This window comes from Rhodococcus sp. ARC_M12 (assembly GCF_022810385.1).
Taxonomy (GTDB): Bacteria; Actinomycetota; Actinomycetes; order Mycobacteriales; family Mycobacteriaceae; genus Rhodococcoides; species Rhodococcoides navarretei.
Genome location: NZ_JALGQI010000010.1, coordinates 195046 through 208298, shown reverse-complemented (window position 1 = coordinate 208298; position 13253 = coordinate 195046). Strand labels below are relative to the sequence as shown.

The following is a 13253-nucleotide window of genomic DNA, read 5'->3' as shown; positions in this document are numbered from 1 at the left end:
TGAAACGCAGCCGAGCTCGAAGTTATGGACGGGATCGAACCGTAATCCATCCATAACTTCGAGCTCGGTGAAGAAAAGCGATTTACCGCTGCGGTGCCTGGGTCGGCACGATCGGCGACGGCAGTGCCGTTTCTCCCTGCAGGAAGGTGTCGACGGCGGCCGCGCAGGAGCGGCCCTCGGCGATGGCCCACACGATGAGCGACTGGCCGCGACCCATGTCTCCGGCGACGAACACGCCGGGGACGTTGGTGACCCACTCGTTGGTGCGCTCCACGTTGCCGCGCTGATTGAAGTCGACACCCAGGTCGGTCAGCAGGCCGCCCTTGTCGGGTCCGACGAATCCCATGGCGAGCAGAACCAGATCGGCCTCGAGGGTGAACTCGCTGCCCTCGACCTTCTCGAACTTGCCTGCCTTGAACTCGACCTCACAGGCTTCGAGCGCGGTGACCTTGCCGTCTTCGCCGACGAAACGCTCGGTGTTGACGGAGAAGACGCGTTCGCCGCCCTCCTCGTGTGCGGACGCCACCCGGTACATCAGCGGGTACGTCGGCCACGGGGTGGACGTCGCACGCTCCTCGGGCGGCCGGGCCATGATCTCGAACTGGTGGACGCTCTCGGCACCCTGACGGTGCGAGGTGCCCAGGCAGTCGGCCCCGGTGTCGCCGCCGCCGATGATGACGACCTTCTTGCCCTCGGCACTGACGGGCGGTGCAGCGAAGTCGCCCTGCTGGACGCGATTGGCGTGCGGCAGGAACTCCATGGCCTGGTAGATGCCATCGAGCTCGCGGCCCTCGATGGGCAGGTCGCGCCAGGCGGTGGCACCGCCGGAGAGGACGACGGCGTCGAACTGCTCGCGCAGTTCGTCGGCCGAGATGTCCACGCCGACATCGACTCCGGTGCGGAAGACGGTGCCCTCGGCCTCCATCTGCGCCAGCCGTCGATCGATGTGGCGCTTCTCCATCTTGAACTCGGGGATGCCGTAGCGCAGCAATCCACCGATCCGATCGGCACGCTCGAACACCGTGACGGTATGTCCGGCGCGGGTCAGCTGCTGCGCTGCAGCAAGTCCCGCGGGTCCGGAGCCGACGACGGCGACGGTCCTACCGGTCAGGTGCGTCGGATAGACCGGCGTGACCCAACCCTCTTCGAAGGCCTTGTCGATGATCTCGACCTCGACCTGCTTGATCGTGACCGGATCCTGGTTGATGCCCAGGACACAGGCCGCCTCGCACGGGGCCGGGCACAACCGCCCGGTGAATTCCGGGAAGTTGTTGGTGGCGTGCAGTCGATCGATGCTGTCGCGCCAGCGGTCCTTGAACACCAGGTCGTTCCACTCGGGAATCAGGTTCCCGAGCGGGCAGCCGTTGTGGCAGAACGGAATACCACAGTCCATGCACCGACTTGCCTGGGTGCGCAGCGTGTCCTTCGAGAAGTCCTCGTAGACCTCTTTCCAGTCCATCAGGCGCAGGTCGACGGGCCGCCGCTTGGGTACCTCGCGAACCGTGTTCTTCAAAAATCCCTGTGGGTCACCCACGAGCTGCCTCCATGATCGCTTCGTCCACGTCCGCGCCGTTCTTCTCGGCTTCGGAGATGGCCAGCAGTACCTTCTTGTAATCGCGAGGCATGACCTTCACGAAGTGGTTCACCTGTTGTGACCAGTCCGCGAGGATCCGCTCGGCCACCTCGGAGCCGGTCTGCTCCTGATGACGGGTGACGATGTCCTTCAGCCAGGTGAACTCGTCACCTTCGAGCTCCTCGATGTCGACCAACTCGGTGTTGAGATTGGCCTCGAACGTCTTGTCCGGGTCGAAGACGAACGCAACGCCGCCGGACATGCCTGCACCGAAGTTCCGGCCCGTCGTGCCGAGAATGACGACCTTGCCGCCGGTCATGTACTCGCACCCGTGGTCGCCGACGCCTTCGACGACGGCTTCCGCGCCGGAGTTGCGAACCGCGAACCGCTCGCCGACGACCCCGCGGATGAGCGCCTCACCGCTGGTGGCACCGAACAGGAACACGTTGCCACCGATGATGTTGTCCTCGGCGACGAATCCCTTCGGAGCGTTCAACGACGGCCGCAGCACGAGATGTCCACCGGAGAGTCCCTTACCGACGAAGTCGTTGGCGTCGCCGTTCAGTCGGAGTGTCATTCCGGACGGGACGAATGCACCGAAACTGTTGCCGGCCGAGCCGGTGAACGTGATGTCGATGGTGTCGTCCGGGAGTCCGACGCCGCCGTAGGCCTTGGTGACCTCGTGCCCGAGCATCGTGCCGACGGTGCGGTTGACGTTGGTGATCTTGGACTCGAACGCGACCTTCTCGCCCTTGTCCAGCGCGTTGCGGCTGGCCGAGATGAGCTGCTGGTCGAGTGCCTTGTCGAGTCCGTGATCCTGGACCCCCGTGTTGTACAGGTTCTGGTTCATGAAAGCCGACTCGACCTCTTCGAGGATCGGCGACAGATCCAGCTTGGACGCCTTCCAGTGTTCCTTGGCCGCGGTGGTGTCGAGCAGACCCACCTGGCCGACGGCCTCGTCGAGTGTGCGGAAGCCGAGCTCGGCCATGAGCTCGCGCACCTCTTCGGCGATGAACATGAAGAAGTTCTCGACGAACTCCGGCTTACCCGCGAAACGCTTGCGCAGCAACGGGTTCTGCGTTGCGACACCGACGGGGCAGGTATCGAGGTGGCAGACGCGCATCATGATGCAGCCCGAGACGACGAGTGGAGCTGTGGCGAAGCCGAACTCCTCACCGCCGAGCAGTGCGGCAACCATGACATCGCGGCCGGTCTTGAGCTGACCGTCCACCTGGACGACGATGCGATCGCGAAGACCGTTGAGCAACAACGTCTGCTGGGTCTCGGCCAGACCGAGCTCCCACGGTCCACCCGCATGCTTGACCGACGTCAACGGCGTTGCGCCGGTGCCACCGTCGTGGCCCGAGATGAGCACCACGTCGGCGTGCGCCTTGGACACACCGGCCGCGACCGTTCCGACACCGACCTCGGAGACCAGCTTCACGTGGATGCGGGCCTGCGGGTTGGCGTTCTTCAGGTCGTGGATCAGCTGCGCCAGATCCTCGATCGAGTAGATGTCGTGGTGCGGCGGCGGCGAGATCAGGCCGACGCCGGGCGTCGAGTGTCGAACCTCGGCGACCCACGGATACACCTTGTGCGCCGGAAGCTGGCCGCCCTCACCGGGCTTGGCTCCCTGCGCCATCTTGATCTGGATGTCGGTGCAGTTGGTCAGGTAGTGCGAGGTGACGCCGAAACGTCCCGACGCGACCTGCTTGATGGCACTGCGTCGCCAGTCACCGTTCTCGTCCGGCTCGAATCGCGAGACGTCCTCGCCGCCCTCACCGGAGTTCGAACGTCCGCCGAGTCGGTTCATGGCGATGGCGAGGGTCTCGTGCGCCTCGGCCGAGATGGACCCGTAGCTCATCGCACCCGTGGAGAACCGCTTGACGATCTCGCTGGCCGGCTCGACCTCGTCGATCGAAATGGCTTGGCGCTCTTCGGTCTTGAAGCGGAACAGGCCGCGCAGGGATGCCAGACGCTCGGACTGGTCGTCGACCATCTTCGTGTATTCCTTGAAGACGTCGTACTGACCGGTGCGGGTGGAGTGCTGCAGCTTGAACACCGTGTCCGGGTTGAAGAGGTGGTACTCCCCTTCCCGACGCCACTGGTATTCGCCACCGGTCTCGAGCTCGCGGTGCGCGCGCTCCTGACGGTTGTCCAGGTACGCCACCGCGTGCCGCGCTGCGACGTCGTCGGCGACCTGGTCGAGATCGATACCGCCGAGATGACTGTTGAGCCCGGTGAAGTACTCGTCGACCAGTTCCTGCGACAGGCCGATGACCTGGAACAGCTGAGCACCGGTGTACGACGCGAGAGTGGAGATGCCCATCTTGGACATCACCTTCAGCACGCCCTTACCCGCGGCCTTGATGTAGTTGGAGACGGCCTTGTCGAATTCGATGTCGGTGAGGGCACCGCGCTCGATCATGTCCTCGATCGACTCGAACGCCATGTACGGGTTGACCGCTGCCGCACCGAAACCGATGAGCAGCGCCATGTGATGGACCTCGCGGGCGTCACCGGCCTCGATGATCAGACCCACCTTGGTGCGGGTCTTCTCGCGCACCAGGTGATGGTGCACCGCGGAGGTCAGCAGCAGCGACGGGATCGGAGCGAGCTTCTCGCTCGACTCGCGGTCCGAGAGCACGATGATCCGCGCGCCACCGGAGATGGCCGCAGAAACCTGAGCGCGGATGGCCTCCAACGACTTTCGCAGACCTTCACCGCCCTCGGACACCGGGTAGAGACCACGCACGACCACCGAGCGAAGTTCTTCCTGAGTGCCCTCGTCGTTGATGTGTACGAGCTTGGCGAGGTCGTCGTTGTGCAGGATCGGCTGCGGCAGCACGATCTGCTTGCACCCGTCGGCACCCGGGTTGAGCAGATCGCCCTCGGGTCCGATGGTGCCGCCGAGACTGGTGACGATCTCTTCGCGGATCGCGTCGAGCGGCGGGTTGGTGACCTGCGCGAACAGCTGCGAGAAGTAGTCGAACAACATCCGCGGCCGAGCCGACAGCACGGCGATCGGGGTATCGGTACCCATCGAACCGATGGCCTCGGCACCGGCCTTCGCCATGGGCGAGACCAGCACGTTCAGTTCCTCGGTGGTGTACCCGAAGATCTGCTGACGGATGAGCACGCGATCGTGCGGCATGTGCACGTGCGGGCGCTCGGGGAGATCGTCGATCGAGGTCAGGCCCTCGTCGAGCCACTGCTGGTACGGATGCTCGGCGGCGAGCTCGTCCTTGATCTCGTCGTCGGAGACGATGCGGCCCTGCGCGGTGTCCACGAGGAACATCCGACCGGGCTGCAGGCGAACCTTGCGGACGACCTTGGACGGGTCGATGTCGAGAACGCCGACCTCGGACGCCATGACGACCAAGCCGTCGTCGGTGACCCACAGCCGGCTCGGGCGCAGGCCGTTGCGGTCGAGGACCGCTCCGATGACGGTGCCGTCGGTGAAGCACACCGAGGCCGGTCCGTCCCAGGGCTCCATCAGTGAGGAGTGGTACTTGTAGAACGCCCGACGTGCGGGGTCCATCGACTCGTGCCGCTCCCACGCCTCGGGAATCATCATGAGCACGGCGTGCGGCAGGCTGCGACCACCGAGGTGCAGCAGCTCGAGGACCTCGTCGAATCGTGCTGTGTCACTTGCTCCGTGGGTGACCACGGGGAAGATCTTCTCGAGGGCCTCGGAACCGCCGAACACGTCGGACGTGATGAGCGCCTCGCGGGCACGCATCCAGTTCTCGTTGCCGGTGGCGGTGTTGATCTCGCCGTTGTGGGCGACGCGTCGGAAGGGGTGCGCCAGCGGCCACGACGGGAACGTGTTGGTCGAGAAACGCGAATGCACAAGCCCGAGTGCACTTTCCACGCGCTCGTCCTGCAGGTCGAGGTAGAAGCCCTTGAGCTGAGGCGTGGTCAGCATGCCCTTGTAGACGAACGTCTGCGAGGACAGCGACGGGAAGTACACGGTTTCGCGGCCGGGGCCGTCCTTGCCCGCGCCCTCTTCGCCCAGCTCGTGCTCGACCCGCTTGCGGATGACGAACGCACGACGCTCGAGGTCCAGATCGGTGATCGAGGCGTCGGGAGCGGCGAGGAACAACTGACGGAAGGTCGGCATCGCGTCGCGCGCCAGTGCGCCGAGGGAGGAGTCGTCGGTGGGAACCTCACGCCACCCGAGGACCGTCAGGCCCTCGCTCTCGACGATGCGCTCGACACCCTCGCACGCCCGCGCTGCGTCACTGCGGCCCTGCGGCAGAAACGCGACACCGGTTGCGTAGGCACCGGGCGCGGGGAGCTCGAAATCTACGACGGCGCGGAAGAACGCGTCCGGAACCTGGATCAGAATGCCCGCGCCGTCACCGGTGTTCGGTTCGGAGCCGGCAGCACCGCGGTGCTCGAGGTTGACCAGAGCGGTGATCGCCTTCTCGACGATGTCGCGACTGCGTCGACCGTGCATGTCCACCACGAACGCGACACCACAGGAGTCGTGTTCGTTGGCGGGGTCGTAGAGGCCTTGCGGGCCCGGAGTGTGCTTCATACCTAGCCTTCGGATAAGTCCAGCCTTGATACTCGTCGGCGACGGTGTGGTGTAACCGGCTGCGCGAACGGCCTGCGGTGCGTCCTCGCCGTTGAAGCTGCACCTGTCGATCGTCGACGCTTTCCTCTGCACGAGCGGGTGGGCGCGTGGTAGAAAAGTGAGGTCGGGGCGGATTCGGCCGTGATGAGGCCTATCCAACTACGAACGATAAGTCAGTACCTGGGTGCCCCCGCAAATAAGGTAAACCTATTATCGGCGTTCACCAGCGAATTCGCGCTGCCGAGACCACCCTGCGGACATCATTCCGATACCGATGCCGACATCGGCCGAGAACTACACGCCTGTAAGACAATTGAGCCCGGAAAAAACTACTGGCCGCAGCGATCGAATCAGCTGCGGCCAGTGTGGTGGGCGGAGGGGGACTTGAACCCCCACGTCCCGAAGGACACTGGCACCTGAAGCCAGCGCGTCTGCCATTCCGCCACCCGCCCGGGTGACGGCGAGAACACTAACACGCACCCTGCCGCGGTCGAAAATCGCCGCCTTCAGCTCCCTGAGGGCGACGGCGGCACGCGGTCTCCGTCGGCCGCACCGTATATCATGCTGGCAGCGCGACTTCGTGATGACACGCGGCCGACGCAGCCTGCTCCCCAGCAGGCACCACACGGTGGAAGAACACAGTGAGAGGAGGGGTCACGATGGGCATCGTTCAGCGTTTCGAACGGAAACTCCAAGGCGCTGTCGGCGACGTCTTCGCCCGCGTGTTCGGCGGAGGCGTCGTACCCGCGGAGGTGGAGGCGGCACTCCAGCAGGAGGCGTCGGATCTGGTTCGGCCCCTCGACGGCGGCCACCTTCTGGCACCCAACAGCTACGTGATCACCATCAACAGCTCGGACCACGACGAGCTCGCCGGCGATCGTGAACTCACGGTCAAGGCATTTTCCCGCCACCTCGACGATTACATCCGAGATCAGGGGTGGCAGACCTACGGTGACGTGGTGGTTCGCTTCGAGCCGTCGCCCACTCTCCATACCGGGCAGTTTCGGGCCGCTGGCTCGGTCGATCCCGATGTGGGACGATCGGCGACTGCTGCACGGAAAGGGTCCGCGCAGCAGGGCGCGTCGGTACCAGCAGCACCCAGTGCCGTTCCTTCAGCTACGCAGCGACCGTCTGCCCCACCGATGTCGATACCAGGAGCCGGCCCCATGACGCAGAACCCAGGCTACGACCCGCAGCGCGATCCCGCGGACGGTCATCGTTCCGATCCGCGCGAGCGCAACGGTTACACCGGTGGCCAGGATCCGCGCTACGCCGCGCGCGAGCAGAACGGGTACGACGCCCAGGCGTACGCGCCCGCCGACTACGACCCGCGCTACGACCAGCAGCAGCCGTACAACCCCCAGGGCTACGACCAGCAGCCGTATGGCGAGCAGGGTCAGGCCTACAGCGCCGCCGCAGGCCAGGAGCAGGGCTACGACCCCCACGCCTACGGCGCACCCCACGGCCAGGAGCAGGGCTACGACGCCCAGGGCTACAACGCTCAGGGCTACGACGCCCAGGGCTACAACGCTCAGGGGTACGACGCCCAGGGCTACAACGGCCAGGGCTACGACTACAACGGTGCCGAGCAGGGTGGTGCTGCATATTCCGAGGCTCCCTACCAGGAGCAGGCGTACAGCGAGCCTGCCGGTCGGTACGCCGAGCCTCAGGCGGCCGGTTACCAGCAGCCCGGGTACCAGCAGGCTGCCTACGACTACCCGCCTGCCCAGGCCGCCTACGGCCGCGGCTACCCGCAGGGCTCGGGCGATCGTGGCGACGGATACGGCTACGACCAGCCCGCCTCGTACGCGGGTCAGAGTCAGGCACTCGCCGCGACGTTGCAGCTCGAAGACGGCAGTGGCCGCTACTTCCAGCTACGGGACGGTCAGAACATCATCGGCCGGGGCCAGGACGCGCAGTTCCGGCTCCCCGACACCGGGGTCTCGCGTCGCCACATCGAGATCCGTTGGGACGGCCGCGTGGCCATGCTCTCCGACCTCGGTTCCACCAACGGCACCACCGTCAACGGCGCTCCGGTGCAGGATTGGCAACTGGCCGACGGCGACGTGATTCGGGCCGGGCACTCCGAAATTCTGGTCCGGATCGTCTGACGGTCGACTCGCACGCTCGTCCACCCGTATGTCGTCCACACGAGCGACTTCACCCTATGATGCTGCGAGGCAACCATGTCTGCCGCGCCGCAACCTCGATGTGTGCGGAATGCAGGTCCGATCGCGAAGGAGGAGGTGAATCGTCGTGCAGGGATTGATTCTGCAACTGACCAGGGCAGGCTTTCTGCTCCTGCTGTGGTTCTTCGTCTGGGCGGTCCTTCGCACCCTCCGCAGTGACATCTACGCGGCCGCGGGCATGCGAGTGCCTGCCCGCTACTCGGGTGGCTCGAAAGTTCTTCCGTCGTTCAACAAGCAGAAGGTGGCCAAGTACCTCGTGGTGACCCAGGGCGGCCTCGCCGGAACGCGCATCTCCCTCGGCACGCAACCCGTGCTCATCGGACGCGCGGACGACTCGACTCTCGTTCTGACAGACGACTATTCGTCGACACGGCACGCACGCATCTCGCCCCGCGGCGGCGACTGGTACGTCGAAGACCTCGGTTCGACCAACGGCACCTACCTCGACCGAGCGAAGGTGACCACCGCAGTTCGCGTGCCCCTGGGAACCCCCGTCCGTGTCGGCAAGACCGTGATCGAGTTGCGCCCGTGACCCTCGTCCTTCGCTACGCCGCCCGCAGCGATCGTGGTCTGGTTCGCTCCAACAACGAGGACTCCGTGTATGCCGGGGCTCGGCTGCTGGCGTTGGCCGACGGCATGGGTGGCCATGCCGCCGGTGAAGTGGCCTCGCAGTTGATGATTGCCGCGCTTGCTCACCTCGACGACGACGAGCCCGGTGAGGATCTGCTGGGCAAGCTCGAGGCGGCGACCCGTGAAGGCAACGCGTCGATCGCCGATCAGGTCGAGGACGAACCCGAGCTCGACGGCATGGGCACCACGCTGACGGCAATCCTGTTCGCGGGCAAGCGAATCGGCCTGGTACACATCGGCGATTCACGCGCATACATGCTGCGTGACGGCTCGCTCACCCAGATCACCCGTGACGACACCTTCGTCCAGTCGCTCGTCGACGAGGGCCGCATCACCGCCGAGCAGGCCCACACGCACCCGCAGCGTTCGCTGATCATGCGGGCCCTCACCGGCAACGAGATCGAACCCACGCTCACCGTGCGAGAGGTCCGAGCGGGCGACCGCTATCTGCTGTGCTCCGACGGCCTCTCGGACGTCGTCAGCGACGAGACCATCGAGAACACCATGAACGAGGGCGAGACGGGACCCTGCGCGGACCGTCTCATCGAACTCGCTCTTCGCAGTGGTGGCCCGGACAACGTGACGGTCGTCGTCGCCGACGTGATCGACCTCGACTACGGCCAGAGCCACCCGATCCTCGGCGGTGCCGCCAGCACCGAGGACGAGGAGGACGCCCCTCCGCCCAACACCGCAGCAGGGCGGGCCGCAGCGATGCGTCCCCCCCGCTCGACGCCCAAGCGCGTCACCAGCCCCGTCGTCACCCCCGAGAAGAAGTCGCACAAGCTGCGCTGGACGTTGATCGCCCTGACCCTGGTGGTGCTGGCGGGAATCGGTGCGCTCGTTGCCAATTCGATCATCAAGGGCAACTACTACGTCGGTGCCGACAACAGCAAGGTGACGGTGCTACGCGGTCTGCCAGGTTCGGTTCTCGGCTACTCGCTGCAGAGCGTGGAACTGGTGGGTTGCCTGGACGACGACGGTACCGTCACCTTGACCGCCCCGAACGACGCTCCGGCGAACTGCGTTCCGTTCGAGATCGACGATCTTCTGCCGGCAGCACGTGAGCAGGTCACGGCCGGGTTGCCGTCGGGATCCCTCGACGACGCGCGCGGCCAGGTCGAGCGGCTGGCCGCCGGCGACCTGCTTCAGGTGTGCGAGACCGAGCCCGTCGTCACCACGACCGTCGAACCGTCTCCGACGGCGATCATCCCGCCACCCGGGGTGCCGTTGCCCCCCGCCGCGGAACCCGTTCCCGAGGCCGCACCGACCACCACCGAGGTACCGGCACCGACGGTTCCGCAGGTTCCCGGCCAGAACTGCAGGACCGGTACTCGATGAGTTCCACTGCGTCCACGGGAGGGTCGTTCCCGAGTCCGCCCGGAGGGTTCGCGCCCGCACCGATTCAATCCAACCGACGTGGCGTCGAGCTGCTTCTGCTCGGTGCAGCGGTGCTGATCACCACGATCTCCCTGGTACTGGTGGAAGCCAGTCAGGAACAGACCATCACCTGGGATCTGGCGAAGTACGCGGTCGCATACCTCGCGCTGATGACGGTGGCCCACCTTGCCGTCCGGCGTTTTGCGCCCTATGCGGATCCGCTGCTGCTCCCGATCGTGGCGCTGCTCAACGGCCTCGGTCTGGTGCTCATTCACCGACTCGACCTGGCCGACGAGCAACAGGCGCAGTATCTCGGCAACCCCATTCCGTCGCCCGATGCCAACCAGCAGGTGCTGTGGACGACACTGGCGATCGCCGGCTTCGTCGCGTTGCTGGTGCTGCTGCGCGACTACCGTACGCTGGCTCGCTACGGCTACACCGTCGGCCTCGCCGGCCTGGTGCTGCTCGCCATTCCGGCGATGCTCCCGTCTGCGTTCTCCGAGGTCAACGGATCGAAGATCTGGATCAGACTGCCCGGCTTCAGCATTCAGCCCGGGGAGTTCGCGAAGATCCTGCTGCTCATCTTCTTCGCATCGCTGCTGGTCGCCAAGCGCGAACTGTTCACCGTCGCCGGCAAGCACTTCCTCGGAATGGACTTCCCACGGGCCCGCGACCTCGGGCCGATCCTGGTCGTGTGGATCGTCTCCGTCGGCGTGCTGGTGTTCGAGAAGGACCTCGGCACGTCCCTACTGATCTTCGGAACCGTGCTGGTGATGATCTACATCGCCACCGAGCGCGTCGGCTGGCTGATCATCGGGTTCGGCCTGCTCCTCGTCGGGTTCCTGTTCGCGTACCAGGTGTTCGGCCACGTCAAGATCCGTACCGACACCTGGCTGCGCCCGTTCGACGACTACAACGACACCGGTTACCAGATCGTCCAGTCGATGTTCAGCTTCGCCACCGGCGGGCTGGCGGGTACCGGGCTCGGCAGTGGCCGCCCCTCTCAGGTTCCGTTCGCCAAGACCGACTTCATCATCGCGACTGTCGGAGAAGAACTCGGTCTCATCGGCCTGACCGCGGTCCTGATCCTGTACTTGCTGTTCATCATTCGCGGTATGCGCACAGCGCTCGCCGTCCGCGACAGCTTCGGCAAGCTGTTGGCCGCCGGTCTGTCGTTCACCATCGCGATCCAGTTGTTCGTCGTCGTCGGCGGCGTCACCAAGCTCATTCCGCTCACCGGCCTCACCACGCCGTATCTGTCCTACGGAGGATCTTCGCTTCTCGCCAACTACCTGCTGCTCGCACTGCTGATCAAGATCTCCGACGCAGCCCGTGAGCCGGCAACGCCCAAGAAGAAGCCCGCTCCGGCAGCACCCATCGCGGAGGCACCCACCGAGATGGTGAAGCGCGCATGAACACACCCTTGCGCCGCGTATCCATCGCCGTGATGGTCATGGTCGTCGCGTTGCTCGCCAACGCCACCTACCTTCAGGTCATCAAGGCGGACGATCTGCGTACCGACCCGAGAAACTCGCGCGTTCTGCTCGACGAGTACTCGCGCCAACGTGGTCAGATCTCGGCGGGCGGTCAGGTACTGGCATCCTCGGTCCCCACCGACGACCGCTACAAGTACCTGCGTACCTACCCCCAGAATTCGATCTCCCCGGCCAGCCCGCAGGCCAACGCGCCGATCACCGGCTACTACTCGATGTTGTACTCGAGCAGCGGCCTCGAACGCGCCGAGGACCCGGTGCTCAACGGCTCGGACGATCGCCTCTTCGGCGGACGGCTGTTCGACCTCATCTCGGGCCGAGATCCCCGCGGCGGCAACGTCGTCACCACCATCGACCCCGTCGTCCAGCAAGTCGCATACGACCAGCTGACAGCCAAGGGCTACACCGGTTCGGTCGTGGCTCTCGACCCCGCCACCGGCAACATTCTGGCCATGGCCAGCACACCGAGCTACGACCCCAACCTGTTGGCCAGCCACGACGGCAGCACCACGACGACGGCATGGGAGAACCTGAGCAACGATCCCGAGAAGCCGATGGTGAACCGGGCCATCTCGCAGACCTACCCACCGGGATCGACATTCAAGGTGATCACCACCGCCGCCGCTCTCGAAGCAGGCGCGACACCGGACGATCAACTCACGGCCGCGTCGAACATCACGCTGCCGGGAACCTCGACGACGCTGGAGAACTACAACGGTTCGACGTGCGGGGGTGGCCAGACGGCAACGCTGCGTGAGGCTTTCGCGCGCTCGTGCAATACCGCCTTCGTCGAGCTCGGCATCGACACCGGAGTGGACGGGATGCGCGACACCGCAGCAGCGTTCGGCATCGGTGAGGACACCACCATTCCGCTCACCGTCGCCGACAGCACCATCGGACCCATCGACGACGACGCCGCCCTCGGCCAGTCCAGCATCGGCCAGCGAGACGTTGCGCTGACGCCTCTGCAGGACGCGGTCATCGCGGCCACCGTCGCCAACGGCGGCGTGCGGATGGCCCCGAACCTGGTGCGGCAGTTGCAGTCTCCCGACCTGTCGGACCTGTCGAGCTACCAGCCCAAGTCCATGGGAGAGGCCATCAGCTCCGATACCGCGGCCACGCTGACCGACCTGATGATCGGCTCCGAGAACAACACCAGCGGCGAGGGCAAGATCCCCGGCGTACAGATCGCGTCGAAAACCGGTACCGCAGAACACGGTTCCGACCCACGCAACACTCCGCCGCACGCCTGGTACATCGGATTCGCGCCCGCGAACGATCCGAAGGTCGCCATCGCCGTGATCGTCGAGGACGGCGGCGACCGAGCCCTGGCCGCGACCGGCGGATCCGTGGCCGCACCCATCGGGCGCGCCGTCATCGCAGCCGCATTGCAGGGGAGGTGACATAAC

Annotated in this window: 7 protein-coding genes and 1 tRNA gene; 5 read left to right on the top strand and 3 right to left on the bottom strand. The window is 65.6% G+C overall.

Annotated features, from left to right (window positions below; genetic code table 11):
• Positions 1 to 82 precede the first annotated feature (82 nt).
• From MTX35_RS14885 to MTX35_RS14875, 3 genes are all read right to left on the bottom strand, one after another.
• Entirely contained in the window at positions 83 to 1534 is a 1452-nt protein-coding gene (locus MTX35_RS14885; protein ID WP_243595716.1) for a glutamate synthase subunit beta, read from the bottom strand.
• Positions 1527 to 6116 carry a glutamate synthase large subunit gene (gene gltB, locus MTX35_RS14880; protein WP_243595715.1) on the bottom strand — a complete coding sequence of 1530 codons (4590 nt, stop codon included), beginning with the start codon at positions 6114 to 6116 and terminating at the stop codon, positions 1527 to 1529. Before gltB ends, MTX35_RS14885 begins: the two co-directional genes overlap by 8 nt.
• A gap of 405 nt (positions 6117 to 6521) precedes the next feature.
• A tRNA-Leu gene (locus MTX35_RS14875) sits at positions 6522 to 6607 on the bottom strand.
• 207 nt (positions 6608 to 6814) lie between these two features.
• Here MTX35_RS14875 and MTX35_RS14870 point away from each other — a divergent pair.
• The 5 genes from MTX35_RS14870 (at position 6815) to MTX35_RS14850 (ending at position 13247) form a co-directional block, all read left to right on the top strand.
• Positions 6815 to 8266: a DUF3662 and FHA domain-containing protein gene (locus MTX35_RS14870; RefSeq protein ID WP_243595714.1), complete on the top strand. Its 1452-nt coding sequence runs from the start codon at positions 6815 to 6817 to the stop codon at positions 8264 to 8266.
• 145 nt (positions 8267 to 8411) lie between these two features.
• The gene (locus MTX35_RS14865; RefSeq protein WP_037195344.1) at positions 8412 to 8876 is read left to right on the top strand and encodes an FHA domain-containing protein; all 465 of its coding nucleotides are present in this window, start codon (positions 8412 to 8414) and stop codon (positions 8874 to 8876) included.
• The gene (locus MTX35_RS14860) at positions 8873 to 10312 is read left to right on the top strand and encodes a PP2C family serine/threonine-protein phosphatase (RefSeq protein WP_243595713.1); all 1440 of its coding nucleotides are present in this window, start codon (positions 8873 to 8875) and stop codon (positions 10310 to 10312) included. Before MTX35_RS14865 ends, MTX35_RS14860 begins: the two co-directional genes overlap by 4 nt.
• The gene (locus MTX35_RS14855) at positions 10309 to 11766 is read left to right on the top strand and encodes an FtsW/RodA/SpoVE family cell cycle protein (RefSeq protein WP_243595712.1); all 1458 of its coding nucleotides are present in this window, start codon (positions 10309 to 10311) and stop codon (positions 11764 to 11766) included. The genes MTX35_RS14860 and MTX35_RS14855 overlap by 4 nt, the downstream gene beginning before the upstream one ends.
• Positions 11763 to 13247: a penicillin-binding protein 2 gene (locus MTX35_RS14850; RefSeq protein WP_243595711.1), complete on the top strand. Its 1485-nt coding sequence runs from the start codon at positions 11763 to 11765 to the stop codon at positions 13245 to 13247. Before MTX35_RS14855 ends, MTX35_RS14850 begins: the two co-directional genes overlap by 4 nt.
• The last annotated feature ends 6 nt before the right edge of the window (positions 13248 to 13253 follow it).

Coding starts and splice junctions, on each gene's coding strand:
- gltB (WP_243595715.1), bottom strand. CDS start 6,116: ATGAAGCACACTCCGGGCCCGCAAGGCCTCTACGACCCCGCCAACGAA.
- MTX35_RS14870 (WP_243595714.1), top strand. CDS start 6,815: ATGGGCATCGTTCAGCGTTTCGAACGGAAACTCCAAGGCGCTGTCGGC.
- MTX35_RS14855 (WP_243595712.1), top strand. CDS start 10,309: ATGAGTTCCACTGCGTCCACGGGAGGGTCGTTCCCGAGTCCGCCCGGA.
- MTX35_RS14850 (WP_243595711.1), top strand. CDS start 11,763: ATGAACACACCCTTGCGCCGCGTATCCATCGCCGTGATGGTCATGGTC.